Origin of the sequence: Streptomyces parvus (assembly GCF_014648875.1) — a bacterium.
Classification (GTDB): Bacteria; Actinomycetota; Actinomycetes; order Streptomycetales; family Streptomycetaceae; genus Streptomyces; species Streptomyces parvus.
The window spans coordinates 23,578-41,791 of record NZ_BMRY01000001.1 but is presented as its reverse complement, the minus strand read 5'-3'; the positions used below and the strand labels follow the sequence as shown (position 1 = coordinate 41,791).

Annotated in this window: 18 protein-coding genes and 1 riboswitch; of the genes, 11 read left to right on the top strand and 7 right to left on the bottom strand. The window is 70.8% G+C overall.

Going from position 1 to position 18,214, the window contains the following annotated elements:
- Window positions 1-16: 16 nt before the first annotated feature.
- The 4 genes from IE140_RS00190 to gcvT form a co-directional block, all read right to left on the bottom strand.
- Window positions 17-1,402, bottom strand: coding sequence for an L-serine ammonia-lyase (locus IE140_RS00190; protein WP_093444691.1), 1,386 nt, complete (start codon window positions 1,400-1,402; stop codon window positions 17-19).
- A 170-nt stretch (window positions 1,403-1,572) separates the two neighbouring features.
- The gene (glyA, locus tag IE140_RS00185; RefSeq protein ID WP_093444690.1) at window positions 1,573-2,832 is read right to left on the bottom strand and encodes a serine hydroxymethyltransferase; all 1,260 of its coding nucleotides are present in this window, start codon (window positions 2,830-2,832) and stop codon (window positions 1,573-1,575) included.
- Window positions 2,833-2,850: 18 nt separating this feature from the next.
- Entirely contained in the window at window positions 2,851-3,228 is a 378-nt protein-coding gene (gene gcvH / locus IE140_RS00180) for a glycine cleavage system protein GcvH (protein ID WP_150196270.1), read from the bottom strand.
- Between the two features lie 122 nt (window positions 3,229-3,350).
- Window positions 3,351-4,466: a glycine cleavage system aminomethyltransferase GcvT gene (gcvT, locus tag IE140_RS00175; RefSeq protein ID WP_032780622.1), complete on the bottom strand. Its 1,116-nt coding sequence runs from the start codon at window positions 4,464-4,466 to the stop codon at window positions 3,351-3,353.
- Between the two features lie 177 nt (window positions 4,467-4,643).
- Window positions 4,644-4,741, bottom strand: a riboswitch (glycine riboswitch).
- A 204-nt stretch (window positions 4,742-4,945) separates the two neighbouring features.
- Between gcvT and IE140_RS00170 the strand changes: the two genes are divergently transcribed.
- The 10 genes from IE140_RS00170 (at window position 4,946) to IE140_RS00125 (ending at window position 15,373) form a co-directional block, all read left to right on the top strand.
- Window positions 4,946-5,638 carry an AAA family ATPase gene (locus tag IE140_RS00170; RefSeq protein WP_150196271.1) on the top strand — a complete coding sequence of 231 codons (693 nt, stop codon included), beginning with the start codon at window positions 4,946-4,948 and terminating at the stop codon, window positions 5,636-5,638.
- A gap of 71 nt (window positions 5,639-5,709) precedes the next feature.
- Entirely contained in the window at window positions 5,710-6,480 is a 771-nt protein-coding gene (locus IE140_RS00165) for an enhanced serine sensitivity protein SseB (protein ID WP_032770303.1), read from the top strand.
- A gap of 188 nt (window positions 6,481-6,668) precedes the next feature.
- Window positions 6,669-7,457 (top strand): enhanced serine sensitivity protein SseB C-terminal domain-containing protein, encoded by a 789-nt coding sequence (locus IE140_RS00160; RefSeq protein ID WP_109180181.1) that lies wholly within the window; start codon window positions 6,669-6,671, stop codon window positions 7,455-7,457.
- 283 nt (window positions 7,458-7,740) lie between these two features.
- Entirely contained in the window at window positions 7,741-9,411 is a 1,671-nt protein-coding gene (locus tag IE140_RS00155; protein ID WP_150196272.1) for an ABC transporter substrate-binding protein, read from the top strand.
- Window positions 9,412-9,496: 85 nt separating this feature from the next.
- A complete protein-coding gene (locus IE140_RS00150) occupies window positions 9,497-10,501 on the top strand; it encodes an ABC transporter permease (protein ID WP_032770300.1) in 1,005 nt (334 codons plus the stop codon).
- A gap of 1 nt (window position 10,502) precedes the next feature.
- A complete protein-coding gene (locus IE140_RS00145) occupies window positions 10,503-11,465 on the top strand; it encodes an ABC transporter permease (RefSeq protein ID WP_093444685.1) in 963 nt (320 codons plus the stop codon).
- A gap of 6 nt (window positions 11,466-11,471) precedes the next feature.
- Window positions 11,472-12,464: an ABC transporter ATP-binding protein gene (locus tag IE140_RS00140; RefSeq protein WP_189459956.1), complete on the top strand. Its 993-nt coding sequence runs from the start codon at window positions 11,472-11,474 to the stop codon at window positions 12,462-12,464.
- On the top strand, window positions 12,461-13,717 hold the full coding sequence (locus IE140_RS00135; RefSeq protein ID WP_093444683.1) for an oligopeptide/dipeptide ABC transporter ATP-binding protein: 1,257 nt from the start codon (window positions 12,461-12,463) through the stop codon (window positions 13,715-13,717). The genes IE140_RS00140 and IE140_RS00135 overlap by 4 nt, the downstream gene beginning before the upstream one ends.
- Window positions 13,718-13,746: 29 nt before the next feature.
- A complete protein-coding gene (locus IE140_RS00130; protein ID WP_032770296.1) occupies window positions 13,747-14,418 on the top strand; it encodes a trimeric intracellular cation channel family protein in 672 nt (223 codons plus the stop codon).
- A gap of 73 nt (window positions 14,419-14,491) precedes the next feature.
- A complete protein-coding gene (locus IE140_RS00125; RefSeq protein WP_175466414.1) occupies window positions 14,492-15,373 on the top strand; it encodes a thioesterase family protein in 882 nt (293 codons plus the stop codon).
- A gap of 16 nt (window positions 15,374-15,389) precedes the next feature.
- Here the strand turns inward: IE140_RS00125 and IE140_RS00120 are convergent, their stop codons facing one another.
- From IE140_RS00120 to IE140_RS00110, 3 genes are all read right to left on the bottom strand, one after another.
- Window positions 15,390-16,202: a MerR family transcriptional regulator gene (locus IE140_RS00120; protein WP_150195744.1), complete on the bottom strand. Its 813-nt coding sequence runs from the start codon at window positions 16,200-16,202 to the stop codon at window positions 15,390-15,392.
- 47 nt (window positions 16,203-16,249) lie between these two features.
- Entirely contained in the window at window positions 16,250-17,134 is an 885-nt protein-coding gene (locus tag IE140_RS00115; protein WP_150195742.1) for a DUF2268 domain-containing putative Zn-dependent protease, read from the bottom strand.
- A gap of 146 nt (window positions 17,135-17,280) precedes the next feature.
- Window positions 17,281-17,907: a TetR family transcriptional regulator gene (locus tag IE140_RS00110; RefSeq protein WP_098897716.1), complete on the bottom strand. Its 627-nt coding sequence runs from the start codon at window positions 17,905-17,907 to the stop codon at window positions 17,281-17,283.
- Between the two features lie 116 nt (window positions 17,908-18,023).
- Between IE140_RS00110 and IE140_RS00105 the strand changes: the two genes are divergently transcribed.
- Window positions 18,024-18,179 (top strand): hypothetical protein, encoded by a 156-nt coding sequence (locus IE140_RS00105; RefSeq protein WP_167533509.1) that lies wholly within the window; start codon window positions 18,024-18,026, stop codon window positions 18,177-18,179.
- Window positions 18,180-18,214: the final 35 nt, after the last annotated feature.

Genomic DNA, 18,214 nt, shown 5'->3' with positions numbered 1-18,214 from the left:
GTCAGAGCCTGTTCCACTAGCACTCGATGATGTTCACCGCGAGTCCGCCCCGCGCCGTCTCCTTGTACTTCACGCTCATGTCCGCCCCCGTCTCCTTCATGGTCTTGATGACCTTGTCGAGGGAGACCTTGTGGCTGCCGTCGCCCCGCAGCGCCATCCGCGCCGCCGTGACCGCCTTCACCGCCGCCATGCCGTTGCGCTCGATGCAGGGGATCTGGACGAGGCCGCCGACCGGGTCGCAGGTCAGGCCCAGGTTGTGCTCCATGCCGATCTCGGCGGCGTTCTCCACCTGCTCGGGGGAGCCGCCGAGGACCTCCGCCAGGGCGCCGGCCGCCATCGAGCAGGCCGAGCCGACCTCGCCCTGGCAGCCGACCTCGGCGCCGGAGATCGAGGCGTTCTCCTTGAAGAGGAGGCCGATCGCGCCCGCCGCGAGGAGGAAGCGGACGACGCTGTCCTCCTTCTCCGCCTCGGTGCAGCCGTGGGACGCGAAGTTCATGTAGTAGTGCAGAACGGCCGGGATGATGCCCGCCGCGCCGTTCGTGGGGGCGGTGACGACGCGCCCGCCCGCCGCGTTCTCCTCGTTGACCGCCATCGCGTAGAGGGTGATCCACTCCATCGCGTGGGCCTGCGGGTCGCCCTCGGCCCGCAGCTGGCGGGCCGAGTTCGCGGCGCGGCGGCGGACCTTGAGGCCGCCGGGGAGGATGCCCTCGCGGGACATGCCGCGCGAGACGCAGGCCTGCATGACGCGCCAGATGTCCAGCAGACCGGAGCGGATCTCCGCCTCGGTGCGCCAGGCCAGCTCGTTCTCCAGCATCATCGAGGAGATCGACAGGCCGGTCTCGCGGGAGAGCCGCAGCAGTTCGTCGCCGGTGCGGAAGGGATGCTTGAGGGCCGTGTCGTCCGGGACGATCGGGTTCTCCCCGGCCACCGCGTCCTCGTCCACCACGAAGCCGCCGCCGACCGAGTAGTACGTCTTCTCCAGGACCGGCGCGCCCTCGCTGTCGTACGCGAAGATCGTCATGCCGTTGGCGTGGTACGGGAGCGCCTTGCGGCGGTGCAGGACCAGATCGTCGTCGAAGGCGAACGGGATCTCGTGCATGCCCAGCAGGTTGATCCGGCCGGTGGAGCGGATCTCGTCGACGCGCGTGTCCGCCGTCTCCACGTCGACCGTCTGCGGCGACTCGCCCTCCAGGCCGAGCAGGACCGCCTTGGGCGTTCCGTGTCCGTGCCCGGTCGCGCCGAGGGAGCCGTACAGCTCGGCCCGTATCGAGGCGGTGTGCGCGAGCAGGCCCTCGTTCTTCAGGCGGCGCGCGAACATCCGGGCGGCGCGCATCGGTCCCACCGTGTGGGAGCTGGAGGGGCCGATACCGACCGAGAAGAGGTCGAAGACCGAGATGGCCACGGGAGGACTCCTTGGGGGGTGGGAAGACGCCGTTGTCTGCCTGGTGGTGCGGGACAAGCGGGGCAAGCGGGAGAAAAGCCGATTCGGGGGGCAAGGAACAGGGCACCGCGCTCACTTTTCTCCAGTGTGCGCGGTGCCCCGTCCGGATGCGCGGAACCGCAGGCCAGGTGCTACTTCAGCCCGGGGTACAGCGGGAACTTCTCGGCCAGCGCGGCGACGCGGGCCTTGAGGTCGTCCGCGTCGTACGACGGCTTGAGGGCGGAGGCGATGATCTCCGCGACCTCCGTGAAGTCCTCGGCGCCGAAGCCGCGGGTGGCCAGCGCCGGGGTGCCGATCCGCAGGCCCGAGGTGACCATCGGGGGACGCGGGTCGTTCGGAATGGCGTTCCGGTTGACCGTGATGCCCACCTCGTGGAGCCGGTCCTCGGCCTGCTGGCCGTCCAGCTCGGAGTTGCGCAGGTCGACCAGGACCAGGTGCACGTCGGTGCCGCCGGAGAGGACGGAGACGCCCACCTCGGTGACGTCCGGCTGGACCAGGCGCTCGGCCAGGATCCGGGCGCCGTCCAGGGTGCGCTGCTGGCGCTCCTTGAACTCCTCGCCCGCCGCGACCTTGAACGAGACCGCCTTCGCCGCGATCACGTGCTCCAGCGGGCCGCCCTGCTGGCCCGGGAAGACCGCCGAGTTGATCTTCTTGGCGAGCTCCTGGGTGGAGAGGATCACGCCACCGCGCGGACCGCCGAGGGTCTTGTGCGTGGTGGTGGTGACGACGTGGGCGTGCGGCACCGGGTTGGGGTGCAGCCCGGCCGCGACCAGACCCGCGAAGTGCGCCATGTCGACCATCAGGTACGCGCCGACCTCGTCCGCGATCCGGCGGAAGGCGGCGAAGTCCAGCTGGCGGGGGTAGGCGGACCAGCCGGCCACGATCATCTTCGGCCGGGACTCCTTGGCGAGGCGCTCGACCTCCTCCATGTCCACCAGGCCGCTCTCGTCGACGTGGTACGGGACCACGTTGTAGAGCTTGCCGGAGAAGTTGATCTTCATGCCGTGGGTCAGGTGACCCCCGTGGGCCAGGTTCAGACCCATGATCGTGTCGCCCGGCTTCAGCAGCGCGAACATCGCGGCGGCGTTCGCCTGGGCGCCGGAGTGCGGCTGCACGTTCGCGGCCTCGGCGCCGAACAGGGCCTTGATCCGGTCGATCGCGATCTGCTCGACGACGTCGACGTGCTCACAGCCGCCGTAGTAGCGGCGGCCGGGGTAGCCCTCGGCGTACTTGTTGGTGAGGACGGAGCCCTGCGCCTCCATGACGGCGACCGGAGCGAAGTTCTCCGAGGCGATCATCTCGAGGGTGGACTGCTGACGGTGGAGCTCGGCGTCGACGGCGGCGGCGACGTCCGGGTCCAGCTCGTGGAGAGAGGAGTTCAGAAGCGACATCAGGGGTCCCTTAAGGTCTCAGTTGCCGGTAAAAGCGGTGTACTCGTCGGCGGAGAGCAGATCGGCCGGCTCCTCGGCGATGCGCACCTTGAACAGCCAGCCGCCCTCGAAGGGAGCGGAGTTCACCAGCGAGGGGTCGTCCACGACGTCCTGGTTGGCCGCCGTCACCTCACCGGTCACCGGCGAGTACAGATCGCTGACGGACTTGGTCGACTCCAGTTCGCCGCAGGTCGCGCCCGCGGTCACCGTGTCACCGACCTCCGGGAGCTGGGCGTAGACGACGTCACCGAGCGCGTTGGCCGCGTACTCCGTGATGCCGATCGTGGCCACACCGTCCTCGACGGCCGACAGCCACTCGTGCTCCTTGCTGTACCGCAGCTGCTGGGGGTTGCTCATGACCTGAATTCTCCTGTACGCGGGGGAGTGCTGATGAACGGTGGTCTTGCGGTGTGAGACGGAGGTACGTCACTTCCGTGACGTCCGCACGCCGATATGAGGGTCCGGGTTGTTCCGGAATGTCACTTCTGGCGCTTGTAGAACGGCAGCGCGACGACCTCGTACGGCTCGTGCGTGCCCCGGATGTCCACGCCCACGCCCTCGGTGCCCGGCGCGGCGAAGGCCGCGTCCACGTACGCCATGGCGATCGGCTTGCCCAGGGTGGGGGAGGGGGCGCCGGAGGTGACCTCACCGATCACCTTGCCGTCCGCCACGACCGGGAAACCGGCGCGCGGGACCCGGCGGCCCTCGGCGATCAGGCCGACCAGCTTGCGCGGCGGGGCGGTCTCGGCGCGCTCGGCGGCGGCCGTCAGCGCCTCACGGCCGACGAAGTCGCCCTCCTTCTCGAACTTCACGACCCGGCCCAGGCCCGCGTCGAACGGGGTCAGCGCGGTCGTCAGCTCGTGCCCGTACAGCGGCATGCCCGCCTCCAGGCGCAGCGTGTCCCGACAGGAGAGACCGCACGGGATCAGGCCGTGCGGCGCGCCGGCCTCGGTCAGCGCCCGCCACAGCTGCTCGGCGTGCTCGGGCGCGACGAACAGCTCGAAGCCGTCCTCGCCGGTGTAGCCGGTACGGGCGATGAGCGCCGGGACCCCGGCGACCGTGCCCGGCAGGCCCGCGTAGTACTTCAGCCCGTCCAGGTCGGCGTCGGTGACGGCCTTCATGATCGCGGGGGACTCCGGGCCCTGGACCGCGAGCAGCGCGTACGCGTCCCGGTCGTCGCGCACCTCGGCGTCGAAGCCGCCGACGCGCCCGGTCAGCGCGTCCAGCACGATCTGGGCGTTGCCCGCGTTGGCGACGACCATGTACTCGGTCTCGCCCAGGCGGTAGACGATCAGGTCGTCGACGATCCCGCCGTCCTCCTGGACGATCATCGTGTAGCGGGCCCGGCCGTTGCCGACGGTGGCGATATTGCCCACCAACGCGTAGCTCAGGAAGGCGGCGGCCTCGGGCCCGGTGACGGTGATCTCGCCCATGTGGGAGAGGTCGAAGAGACCGGCCCGGGTGCGTACGGCGTTGTGCTCGTCGCGCTCGCTGGCGTACCGCAGGGGCATGTCCCAGCCCGCGAAGTCGGTCATGGTGGCGCCGAGCGAGCGGTGCAGCGCGTCGAGGGCGGTGAGACGGGGGGCAGTGCTCATGGATACGGCTCCAGGGCATGACGACGTCAGGACGGAAAATCCTCCCCATCTGTCATCGGAACCTGAGAGGTTCGCCGATAGCCCCTGACGGGGTATGCCCCTGGAGGGCGCCCCTGTTCAGGGGGCTCGGCTTGCACCTTGGGTGGAGTCGTGGGACGACTCGCTTTTCAGATCTGCCTCATCCACGCGGTACGGGGCCTGAGAGATTCAAGGGAGGATCTTGCTCCTTCGGCGCCCGGCTCACACTGTGGCCGGAACTCTCCCGCGCGGATTCGAACGGCCGGTATGCAGTTGGCGGGGTCATCATCGCATGCATCGGGCCGGAGTGGGGGCCCGGTCTCCACTCCGTTCCCCGGAGACGTGAAGCCCCGCGATCGGGGCATGATCCGGACGGCGGGTCCGATGTCGGTTGTGCCGCATTGCCTTTTCTTTACACTTCAGGAGCAGACGTGCGAGACCCGACAGCAGGGGGATGGGCGATGACGTTGCAGCGGTCGGTACCGGCCGCGGGGGTCGCGCACGGCGCGGTGCCCGCCCGGCGCAGCGCTCCCGCGCGGGAGCTGCTGGACAACCCTGCGCCGGTGGTACGTGACCTGCGCGGGCGCACCGGCTCCGGCCCGTACAGCCTCGATCTCACCGCCGGTGACATCGTCGTGGTCTCCGGGCTGCCCGGCAGCGGTAAGTCCACCCTCATCCGGCGGGCCGTGCGGGGGCGTGCCATCGACTCCCAGAACACCCGCGACAGCTGGGCCGCCGCCGTGCCCGGCTTACTGCCCTACGCCCTCTACCGGCCCCTCGTCCGCGCCGCGCACTACCTGGGCCTCCGCAAGGCCCTGCGCTCCGGCGAATCCGTCGTCGTGCACGACTGCGGCACCCAGACCTGGGTGCGCCGCTGGCTCGCCCGGCACGCCGCGGCCCGGGGCCGCACCCTCCATCTGATCCTGCTCGACGTGACGCCCGAGGTGGCCCGGCAGGGCCAGCGCGAACGCGGGCGCGGGGTCTCCGGCTACGCCTTCGCCCGTCACCGGCACGCGGTGGCCCGGCTGCTCCGCGACACCGAACAGGGCCTGCTGCCCGCCGGCTGCACCTCCGCGGTGCTGCTCGACCGCGAGGCCGCGGGGGCGCTCGGCCGGATCTCCTTCACGGACGCCGGAGCTTCCACCGCCCGCTGAGGTTAGGGTGCTGGCCGGAGCAGAGGGCCGCCGCGGCGCGGCCCGGGCGGTTGAGAGAGGGCACAGAGCCAGTGGACATTCCGGCACCCGCACCGGCCCACCCCCAGCAGGGGTGGCCCGCCAACGAGCTCGAAGAGGTGCTGACGGCCTCGCTCGGCGTCCCGGACGCGGGCGGCCGCCTCGTCGAGGTGCTCGGCCGCAGCTCGGTCTGGGTGCCCCTGCCGAACGGCGGCACGCCCGCGAGCGCTGACCTCGACCTGCCGATGATGGAGATCGACGGCGCGGCCTTCGTCCCCGTCTTCAGCTCCGAGGCCCAGTTCCTCAGCTGCGTCGGCAGCCACATGTCCTTCACCGTCGCGCCCGCCCGCGACTTCGCCCGCGGCCTGCCCCCGCAGGTCGGCATCGCCGTGAACCCGGGCGGCGCCGTCGGCATACCCCTGCCGCCGCCCGCCGTCGCCGAGCTCTGCCGGGCGGGCCGCACCGCCCTGGACGGACCCGCCACCGGCGGCCGGGTCCGGCTGTTCGAGCCGGACTGGCAGCACGATCCGGTCGATTTCCTCACCGCCGTGTCCGAGGAGTTCGAGGCCACCGGAGTCGTGAGCACCGCTCGCCGGACGCTGGCCAGCATCGAGGGCGGCGACCCGGTCCTCTTCGTCGGCGTCGAGTTCGCCACCTGGGACGGAGCCGGGCAGAGCGCCCCCATGGACGCCATCGGCCGGGCGCTCGGCCGGGTCCAGGTGCCCTGGCCGGTCAACCTGGTCCTGCTCGATGTGGCCCAGGACCTCGTCGGCGACTGGATGCGGGAGAAGGTCCGCCCGTTCTACCGCCGCGAGGGCCACTGAGGGCCACCGGTTCACCGGCGCGAGGGCCGGTGAGCGCCCCGGGACCGGGCGCCGCGGGACCATGGCGTCAAGTCGGTCCCTGAAGTGGCGCATAAGCTGGTTTGATGGCGTGGTCGCTCCCGTGTGCCCGGGAGCGATGGCGTGAATGCGACGGATCTGCGACGGATCGACGAGGGGCGGAACCCAGGGTGAGTGCGTCAGGCACCGCGGCGGCCGGAAAGGTGGAGCAGCTGCTCCGCCAGGTGACCCCCGGGCGTTACGACGCCTACGAGGAGCTGCTCTCCGCTGTCGCCGAGGGCCGGATCTGGATGCTCCTCTGGCACGGCACGGCGGGCTCGCCGGACGCCCAGTACGGGAACATGGAGATCGACGGCCTGGGGTACGCCCCCTGCGTCACCTCCGCCCAGGAACTCTCCGCCAGTGGCTGGAACCGTGCCCACGAGCTGGTCACCGGACGCGAGATCGCCCGCACCCTGTTCCCCGACCGCTGGGGCATCTGGCTCAACCCGCACGCCCCCGGCGGCGGCGTCGGCATCCCCTGGCTCGATCTGCGCCGCATCGCCACCGGCCTCGACCGGCTGCCCGCCGGACCGCTCCGGCTGAGCGAACCCGCCATCGAGCTCCCGCAGTTCTACGCCCTGCTCACCCAGAACGCCCACCGCACCCCCGCGATCCGCTCCCTGCGCCGCGCCTGGGTGCACCCGGCGGTCGGCGTCCCGTATCTCGCGATCGGCCTCGACCTCTACGACACCGGCCGCGCCGCCGTCGAATCGGTGCGCGAGATGATGCGGCAGTCGGTCGGCGCGGTCCCCGACGGGCTGCCCGTCTCCACCGTCGCGCTCTCCGACGAGTACGACCCGGTCGGCATGTGGCTGCGCGCCAACACCCGCCCGTTCTACGACCGCGAGGCCCACGCCCCGGCGGGCCCCCCGCCGGCCGCCGCCCCGGGCTACGGCTACCCGCCGCTTCCGCGCTGAGCCGAAAGACCTCGCAGGACCCGCAGGGCCCCGCCGACCCGAAGGACCACCGTCGCGGGGGAGGGCTCCGCCTTCGGTCACGCCCTCGGTCACCCTCCGTCGAACTCCCCTCGATGTCCGGCTTGTTAACTTCCCCCGTGAGGATGTCCCGGAACTGGACGGTTTGTTAACTGTCCGGGTCTCGACTAGGTCTCACCGCTATCCGGACTGTTCTCTTGCGGCGGGCACCGTCTGTAGTGTGCGGCCATCAAACCTCACCACATGGCGAACCAGGGGTGGACCCATGCGAATATTCAAGTCCCGGGCTGTCCGGGCGATCACGACAGCGGTCGCTGTCGGGCTGATCGCCACGGGCTGTTCCAGCGATCGGGACGGGGGTGACGCCAAGGGGGGCGACAAGGACACCTTCGTCTTCGCCGGAGCCGGTGACCCCGGTTCCCTCGACCCTGCCCTCGCGAGCGACGGCGAGACGTTCCGCGTCACGCGCCAGGCCTTCGAGGCGCTTCTGGAGCACGAGCCCGGCGGCAGCAAGCTCGTCGGCGGTCTCGCCGAGAAGTGGTCGAGCGACGAGGCCGGCAAGGTCTGGACGTTCAACCTCCGCCAGAACGTCAAGTTCCACGACGGCGAGGCGTTCAACGCCGCCGCGGTCTGCGCGAACTACGACCACTGGTTCAACTGGAAGGGCACGTACCAGTCCAGCGCGGTCTCCTACTACTGGCAGACCATCATGGGCGGGTTCGCGAAGAACGAGGACGCCGAGGCGCCCAAGCCCAACTACAAGTCCTGCACCGCCAAGGACGAGAACACGGCCGTCATCGAGGTGAACGAGCCCTCGGCGAACCTTCCGGGCGGATTCTCCCTCCAGGCGCTCGCGATCCACTCGCCGAAGGCCATCAAGGAGTACGAGAAGCAGGACGCGACCGCCAAGGGCGACGCGATCACGTACCCCAAGTACAGCCAGGAGGCCGGCACGGTCGCCGGCACCGGCCCGTACAAGATCGTCAAGTGGAACAAGGGGAACAAGGAAGTCTCCCTGGAGCGCTTCGACGACTACTGGGGCGCCAAGGCCAAGGTGAAGAACCTGGTCTTCCGCACCATCTCCACCGAGGAGACCCGCCGCCAGGCGCTCCAGGCGGGTGACATCGACGGCTACGACCTGGTCGCGCCGGCCGATGTGACGACGCTGGAGAAGGAGGGTTACGAGGTTCCGACCCGTGACGTCTTCAACATCTTCTACCTCGGTATGAGCCAGTCGGCGAACCCCGCGCTGAAGAAGCCCGAGGTCCGTCAGGCGATCACCCACGCCATCGACCGCGAGAACCTCGTCAACACCCAGCTGCCCGAGGGCGGCAAGGTCGCGACCCAGTTCATGCCCGACACGGTCGCCGGCTTCTCGGACAAGGTGAAGACCTACCCGTTCGACACCGCCAAGGCGAAGGACCTCCTCAAGCAGGCCGGCGAGGAGAAGCTCTCCATCGACTTCTGCTACCCGACCGAGGTCACCCGCCCGTACATGCCTGCCCCGCAGGACATGTTCGAGCTGATGAAGGCCGACCTGGAGAAGGCCGGCATCACCATCAAGCCTAAGGCCATGAAGTGGGCCCCGGACTACCTGGACGCCACCGAGGCGGGCTCCTGCGCCCTGCACATGCTCGGCTGGACCGGTGACTTCAACGACGGCTACAACTTCATCGGCACCTGGTTCGCCGGACCGGACAAGCAGTGGGGCTTCAAGGACCAGAAGGTCTTCGACGCCGTGAACGCCGCTTCCAAGATCACGGACCCGGCCGGCCGCACCGAGGCCTACAAGAAGGCCAACGAGGCCATCATGGAGTACATCCCGGGCGTCCCGATCTCCTCGTCGCCCCCGGCCATCGCGTTCGCGAAGAACGTCAACCCGCCGAAGGTCTCCCCGCTGACGCAGGAGAACTTCGCCGAGGTCTCCTTCAAGTAATCGCACACCAGCGGGTCCGCCCGGCCACAGCAACCAGGTGGCCGGGCGGACCCGCATCGACGCACGTGAGAAAGGGGCATGCGGGGTGCTGCGACTCGTCGTAAGAAGACTTCTCCAGCTCATTCCCACCCTGCTCGGCCTGTCGGTCCTGCTGTTCCTCTGGCTGAACCGACTGCCCGGCGGACCCGCCTCAGCGATCCTGGGCGAGCGGGCCACCGAAGCCGAAGTGGCGAGAATCAACCGTGCACTCGGGCTCGACGAGCCGGTGCACGTCCAGTACTGGCGCTTCCTCAAGCGCATCTTCGAGCTCGACCTCGGAACCTCCACCCAGACCGGCCAGCCGGTGTGGGACGAGTTCGCCCTGCGCTTCCCGGCCACCGTGGAGCTCAGCGTCGCCGCGATCCTGATCGCCGTGGTCGTGGGCATCCCGATGGGCTACCTGGCAGCCAAGCGGCGCGGCGGCTGGCTGGACGTCGCCTCGGTCTCCGGATCGCTGCTCGGCATCTGCATCCCGGTCTTCTTCCTGGCCATGCTGCTGCGCGGGATCTTCTCCGTGGAGCTGGGCTGGTTCCCGAGCCAGGGCCGCCTCACCACCGGTATCAACGCCACCGACGTCACCGGATTCGCGGTGCTGGACGGGTTGCTGACCGGCGAGTTCGACGCCAGCTGGGACGCGATCATGCACCTGGTCCTGCCCGCCGTCGCCCTCGCCTCCATCCCGCTCGCCGTGATCGTCCGGATGACCCGGGCCAGCGTCCTGGAGGTGCTCGGCGAGGACTACATCCGTACCGCCGAGTCCAAGGGCCTCGACAAGGGCACCGTGCGCGGCCGGCACGTGCTGCGCAACGCCCTGCTGCCGGTGATCACCGCGGTCGGCCTGCTGACCGGCAGCCTGCTCTCGGGCGCGGTCCTCACCGAGTCCGTCTTCGACTTCGGAGGCATCGGCTCCTTCATCCGTACCGCGATCGACGGCCGCGACTACCCGGTCCTCGTCGGGTTCATTCTCTTCATCGCGATGGTGTACGTGCTGATCAACCTGCTGGTCGACCTCGCGTACAGCATCATCGACCCGAGAGTGCGGGTGCACTGACGTGACGATCCTGACCAACAAAGCCGACAAGATCGACCGTCTTGCCGAGCTGACCCAGAGCACCGAGAGCGTCAGCGGCAGCAGCCTGTGGCGCGAGGCGTTCCGGCGCATGCGCTCCAGCAAGATGGCGATCATCGGTGCGGCCATCATCGCCGCGTTCATCGTCGTCGCGATCGTCGGGCCGATGCTGGCCCCGCACGGAGCGACCGCGCAGAACTGGCGCAGCGAAGTCTTCCCCAACCAGGGCAAGTTCGTCGGCATGCGCGGCGAGAACTGGTTCGGCCTGGACCACCTGGGCCGCGACATGTTCTCGCGCTGGCTCGTCGGCGCCCGGCAGACGCTGCTCGTGGGCGTGGTCTCCATGCTCATCGGCCTGATCGTCGGCGCGCTCGTCGGTGTGCTCTCCGGAGCCGCCGCCACTCTCGGCGGCAAGGCCGGGCAGCGCGTCGACACCGTGATCATGCGCTTCACCGACATCATGCTGTCGCTGCCCTCGCTGCTGCTCGCCGTCTCCATCGCGGCGGTCCTCGGCCAGTCCCTGACCACCGTGATGATCGCCGTGGGTGTCGTCCAGATCCCCATCTTCGCCCGCCTGCTGCGCGGTTCGATGCTGGTGCAGGGCGGCGCGGACTACGTGCTCGCCGCGAAGGCGGTCGGCATCCGGCGCAAGCGGATCGTGCTCACGCAGATCCTGCCCAACTCGCTGAGCCCCGTGATCGTCCAGGCCACGCTCAGCCTCGCCACCGCGATCATCGAGGCGGCGGCCCTGTCCTACCTGGGGCTCGGCAACCCCGACCCGGCCGTTCCCGAGTGGGGCGTGATGCTCTCCCAGGCACAGCGCTTCTTCGACAACGAGCCGATGATGGCCGCCTATCCGGCCGTCGGGATCATCATCACCGCCCTCGGCTTCACCCTGCTCGGCGAGTCCATGCGCGAGGCCCTCGACCCGAAGTTGCGAGGCTGAAGTCCCATGTCACTGCTCTCCGTTGAGGAACTCAGCGTCACCTTCACCGCCCGTGGCCGCAAGGACGCCACGGCCGTGGACGGCGTCTCCTTCGCCGTCGACCAGGGCCAGGTCGTGGGCCTGGTCGGCGAGTCGGGCTGCGGCAAGTCCGTCACCTCGCTCGCCCTGATGGGGCTGCTGCCCCGCAAGGGCGTGCGGATCGGCGGCCGCGCCGAGTTCGACGGCCAGAACCTGCTGACCATGAACGAGCGCACGCTCCGCGACATGCGCGGCAGCCGGCTCGCGATGATCTTCCAGGACCCGCTGTCCTCGCTGAACCCGGTCGTCCCGATCGGCATCCAGGTCACCGAGATCCTCCAGCGCCACCGCGGGCTGAAGGGCGAGAAGGCCCGTAAGGAAGCCGCGTCCCTGCTCGACCGGGTCGGCATCCCCGACCCGACGCGGCGGCTCAAGGAGTACCCGCACCAGCTCTCCGGCGGTATGCGCCAGCGGGCGCTGATCGCCATGGCGGTCGCCTGCGCGCCCCGGCTGCTGATCGCCGACGAGCCGACGACGGCACTCGACGTGACCATCCAGGCGCAGATCCTGGAGCTCCTGAAGGAACTGGTCGACCAGGAGGGCACCGCCCTGCTGATGATCACGCACGACCTCGGCGTCGTCGCGGGTCTCTGCGACGAGGTCAACGTCCTGTACGCCGGACGGGCGGTGGAATCGGCGGGCCGGCGCGAGCTGTTCGCCCACCCCACCCACCCGTACGCGCACGGGCTGCTCGGCTCCATCCCGCGCCTGGACGCACCGCGCGGTGAGCCGCTCAACCCGATCCGCGGCTCCATCAACGACAAGATCGCCTGGGCCGACGGCTGCGCGTTCGCGCCCCGGTGCGACCACTACACGATGGAGTGCCTCACCGGCACCCCCGAACTGACCGAACCACGCACGGCCGGCCACCAGGTGCGCTGCGTCAACCCGGTCCTGCCCAAGGCGGAGGTCCCGGCATGAGCCTTCTCGAACTGGACGACGTCAAAGTCCACTTCCCGGTCAAGAAGGGCCTCTTCTTCGACCGTACGGTGGGCCACGTCTACGCGGTCGACGGCGTCTCGCTGTCCATCGAGGCCGGTCAGACGTACGGCCTGGTCGGCGAGTCGGGCTGCGGCAAGACGACGCTCGGCCGGGCGGTCCTGCGGCTGAACGACATCACCGACGGCGGGGTCGTCTTCGACGGCACCGACCTGGCGAAGCTGCCGGGCGAGGAGATGCGGGCCTTCCGCCGCCGCCTCCAGATGGTCTTCCAGGACCCGCTGGGCAGCCTCAACCCCCGGCAGAACATCGAGTCGATCCTGTCCGAGGGCATGGCCGCCCACGGCATCGGCAAGGACCAGGCGGAGCGCCGGGAGAAGATCAAGGACATCCTGGCCAAGGTCGGCCTGCCGTCCAACGCGCTCTCCCGCTACCCGCACGAGTTCTCCGGCGGCCAGCGCCAGCGCATCGGCATCGCCCGCGCGCTGGTCCTGGAGCCGGACGTGATCATCTGCGACGAGCCGGTCTCCGCGCTCGACGTCTCGGTCCAGGCGCAGGTCATCAACCTGCTGGAGGAGCTCCAGGAGTCCCTCGGCCTGACATACCTGGTGATCGCCCACGACCTCGCGGTCGTCCGGCACATCTCGGACGTCATCGGGGTGATGTACCTCGGCGGGCTCGTCGAGGAGGCCCCGAGCGACGCGCTGTACGCGGGGCCCCGGCACCCGTACACCAAGGCGCTGATGTCGGCCGTCCCGGTGCCGGACCCCGAGGTGGAGGACCGCCGCGAGCGCATCCTCCTCCACGGCGACCTGCCCTCCCCGGCGAACCCGCCGGCCGGCTGCCGCTTCCACACCCGCTGCCCGTGGGTGCAGGAGACCAAGTGCGCGACAGAGCGCCCGCCGCTGCTGGACACCGGCGACGGGCACAAGGTGGCCTGCCACTTCACGGCCGAGATCGAGGCCGGCACGGTGAAGCAGACCCTGGCGACCGGCATCGAGGCGGTCACCGGGACGGAGACGGTGGCGGCCGAGGCGGTCGAGGTCTCGGAGGACGAGACCGGGGCCCCGGCGGCCGACGCCCCCGAGAAGGAGCCCGCGACCGTACCGGCCCAGGCCGACGCGGACGCCAAGGAGCAGTCGGCGGCCGCCGAGGACATCAAGAAGGAGACGGCCGACGCCACGGAAGAGGCTTCGGACGCCACGGAGAAGGCGGAGGGCAGCCCCCAGGCCTAGGGAGCGTCCGGGACCGGCACAATTGCCCGGTGCTCACCGAACTGTTCACGCCCTCCGTCCAGCATGCGCTCGACCTCGTCGGGATCTTCGTCTTCGCGATCTCGGGCGCCCTGCTCGCCGTCCGCAAGAACTTCGATGTCTTCGGCATCGCGGTTCTCGCGGAGGTGACAGCGCTGGGCGGAGGGCTGTTCCGTGACGTCATGATCGGCGCGATCCCGCCCGCCGCCTTCACCGACCTCGGCTACTTCATCACCCCGCTGTTCGCCGCAGGCCTGGTCTTCTTCCTCCACCCGCACGTGGAGCGCATCCAGGTCGGCGTCAACGTCTTCGACGCGGCGGGGCTCGGCCTGTTCTGCGTGACCGGCACGGTCAAGGCGTACGAGTACGGCCTCGGGCTCACCGCGTCGGCGGCGCTCGGCCTGGCCACGGCGGTCGGCGGCGGTGTGCTGCGCGACGTCCTCGCCAACGAGGTCCCCTCGCTGCTGCGCTGGGACCGGGACCTGTACGCGGTGCCCGCGATCGTCGGCGCGACCATGGTGGTCCTGTGCATCCGCTTCGACACCCTGAACGCGCTGACCAGTGGGCTGGCGGTGATCGCCGCGTTCGTCCTGCGGCTGCTGGCGCTGCGCTTCCACTGGCGGGCGCCCCGGGCCTACAACCGGTCCTCCGCGCGGGCCGAGGAGGGGCCGGCGGCGACGTAGGGCGGGTTCGCCGGGGTAACGGGGCTCACAAAAAGCTACCGCTCAGTAGGGTGATGGATGTACCGTGCATGCCATGGCACAGGCAGCGACTGAGGCAGTGACCGGAGCGGCGGAGACCGCACGGGCGACCATCGGCGACAGCGAGTTCGACCGGGACACGGCGGTCACCCTGCGCGAGGAGGGCGTCTACGACGCCGAGCTCTCCGCCGGCTGGACGATCATCCACGCCGTCAACGGCGGCTACCTGCTGGCCCTGCTCGGCCGGGCCCTGAGCGAGGCCCTGCCGCACCCCGACCCGTTCTCCGTCTCGGCGCACTACCTCACCGCCTCGGTGCCCGGCCCGGCGGTGATCCGCACCCAGACCGTCCGGACGGGCCGGACCCTCTCCACGGGCCAGGCCTCCCTCTTCCAGTACGCGGAGGACGGCAGCGAGGTCGAGCGCATCCGGGTCCTGGCCACCTACGGCGACCTCGACACGCTCCCCGACGACGTCCGCACCACGGCCCTGCCGCCCGCCATGCCCGACCGGGACCACTGCCTCGGCCCGAGCGACGGCGCACCGAGGATCCCCGGCAGCTCCGCCATCACGGACCGCCTCGACATCAAGCTCGACCCGGCCACCGTCGGCTGGGCGGTCGGCGCCCCCTCCGGCAAGGGCGAGATGCGCGGCTGGTTCGGCCTGGCCGACGGCCGCGATCCGGACCCGCTGTCGCTGCTGCTCACCGTGGACGCCCTGCCGCCGACCTCGTTCGAGCTGGGCCTGACCGGCTGGACCCCCACCGTCGAGCTGACCACCCACATCCGCTGCCGCCCCGCGCCCGGCCCGCTGCGCGTCGCCATCACCACCCGCAACCTCGCGGGCGGCTTCCTGGAGGAGGACGCCGAGGTCTGGGACAGCGCCGACCGCCTCGTCGCCCAGTCCCGCCAGCTCGCCAAGGCCCCGCGGACTTCCTGAAGGCCTCCGCGGACTTCTAGAGGGCGTCCGGGTCCACCCCGTGGGCCCGGGCGTTCGCGGCGATCACCCCGCACAGCCAGCCGCCCAGGCCCGGGGCGACGGCGTCGTAGTGCGCCACCCACCCGGGGTCCTCGGCATACGTCCGGCCGATGCAGACCTGCAGGGCGTACGTGCAGTCGAAGTACGTCGAGATCAGCGCGCGGTGCCGTTCGGCGAGGGCGTTCGCACGGTCCGAGCCCGGCTCGGCGCCGTCGCGGTGGACGGAGGCCAGGTCCGCCTCCAGGGCCTCGGTGGCCGCCGCCACGTCCTTCCAGTCCTCGGGGTCCATCCGGGCCGCCCGCTCCGTGTACTGCGCCCACTCCTCCGTTCCGCCCCAGCGCTCCTCGGCCTCCTCGGTCCAGGAGGGCTGCCAGTCGGCCCCGAAGATCTCGACCTGCTCCTCGGGTGTCAGCCGGATGCCGGGCCTCGACTCCAGCAGCATCCGGTCGACCGCGCCGACCATCCGCTCCAGCCGGGAGATCCGGTCCACGAGCTGCCCCCGTTGCCGGCGCAGATGCTCGCGCGCGTCGACCTCCGGGTCGTCCAGGAGCCGCCCGATCGCGGACAGCGGGATGCCGATCTCCCGGTAGACGAGGACCCGGTGGAGCCGGGCGACGTCGTCGTCCCCGTACACCCGGTAGCCGGACCGGGTGCGTCCGCCCGGCCGCACCAGGCCGATCGCGTCCCAGTGGTGCAGCGTCTTCACGCTGACCCCGACGAGCGCGGCGGCCCGCCCCACGGTCAGTCCGTAGGCGGGCGGTTCCCCGGGGCAGCGGTCCTCGTTGCTCACCGGACCAGTCTCCCGCAGCCGGGACGCGGGAGCCGCGGGCCAACCGGTCACGCGGTCGTGGCCACGCCCGCGCATCCGAGGATCCGCCGGGCGGGCAGGGCGACGCTCGCGGCGGCGGTCAGTCCGGTGGCGGCTAGGTGGGCGTCCACGAAGCGCAGCCCGGCCGCGTACCCGGCGAAGTCCGGCAGCCCCACCGGCCGCTGCCCCAGCCGAAGGGCGGTGCGGTCGCCGAAGACGTACGGGGGCAGGTTCTCCATCCCCGCCACGTCGATCCCGGCCGCCACCTTCGCGCAGACCTCGTCCAGCGCCGGGCCGCGCAGGGACGTCGCCCAGGGGCCCATGGCGGCCTCGCCGGCCAGCTCCCGCACGAACGCCTCGGCCAGCCCCTCGGCGACGACCTGCTCGCCGACCGTGACCGCCGTCGGGTCCCAGGTCACGTTGGCGTAGCGGACGTTGTGGTGCAGCTCGTGGGCGGCGGCGTGGTCGATCCTGTCCAGGGCGGTTTCGGTGGGCCACATCATCAGCAGGATCGCGCCCGGGATGCCGCCGAGGCCGAAGTACCCCTGGTTGAGGGCCATCAGCGGGTCGTCCGGGTCGCCGAGCACCAGCACCACGTGGACCGTGTCGGCGGTCCGCGCCCCGGGCGCCGCCGTGCCCAGCAGCTCCCGCGCGGCTGCGAGGGAGTCCTCGATCCGCTGCCACACCCGGGCCTCCCGCATCCGGTCCAGGGCGGGCAGGAGGCGCGGGTCGTCCCGGTCGATCGGGAATCCGCTGCCCGCGCGGTGCGTCTCGACCAGGTCGCCGACCCCCACCCGGGACATCACCTCCTGCAAGGGGGCGTACATCTCGCGCAGGGCGTCGGGACGTCGGGCCACGGGGCGGTTCAGGAGGTCGAGCAGGGTGGACGCGGTGTCATGGACGACGATCTTCATACCCGGGGACCGTAGGGCCTCCTGTTACGGGAGGGTCAAGGGCGGACGAGGGCGGTCCCGAGGGTGGTCGGGGCTCGTCGAGGGCGGCAGCGGGAGGTCAGGGGGCGGTCGTGCGGGTCGCCGAGGGCCGTTGCGTGCCGTCGCCGTCAGCCCTCGTCCAGCCAGTGCGCCCGGCCGATGGTGACCAGTCGCAGCCGCCGCCGGGCCACCCGGACGACCTCCGCCTCGCCCTCAGGCCCGGCCTCCAGCAGGGTCGACGTGGTGATCACCATGTGGTCCACATAGAGGCCGCCGAGCATCAGCAGGTCCTCCTCGCTCCACCCGGCGGCTCCCGACTCCTGGCCGAGCGCGCACGCCACCTCCTCGGCGAACCGCCGCAGTTGAGCCGCGATGGCCGCGCGCACCGGGCCGACCCCGCCGTGCTGCTCACGCGCGATGAACCGGAAGTGGGCGGGTTGCGCGCCGACATGACGTGCTATCACCGCCACGCTGCGGTCCAGCCGCTCCTCGCTGTCGCCCGTCTCCGTGAGCACCGCGGCGATCAGCCCGTGCAGGCTGCCCAGGGTCTCCTCGACCAGGGCGACGCCGAGCGCCGCGGTGTCCTCGAAGTGCCGGTAGAAGGCCGTCGGCGTGACCCCGGCGGCCCGGGTGACCTCCCGCAGCCCCAGGCTGCTCAGGCTCTGGTGCTCCAGGAGGGCGAGCGCCGCGTCCAGGAGGGCCTGGCGCGTCCTGAGCTTCTGGGTCTGGCGGATGCCGACAGGAGTGTGACTCATGCCATTCAGTAAACAACCGTTCTCCGAGTCTGGGGAAGGGTGCGGGGTTTAGACTTCTGAGTCAGTGAACACTCGTACTCCGAACGGCCTTCGTCGTCGCACAGAGAGGTTCCGCCGTGCTCGTCCTCGTCGCCGCGCTGCTCCTGCTGGGAATCCTCCTCGGGGCGGTCGCGCACATGCCCCTGCCGCTGACCCTGGCCGCCGCGGCCGTGATCGGCTGCTGGCTGCTGATCTTCGCCGTACGCGAGCGCGCGTCGCGCCGCGCCCACTGACCCGCCGCACGCACCGACCCGTAGCACGCACCGAC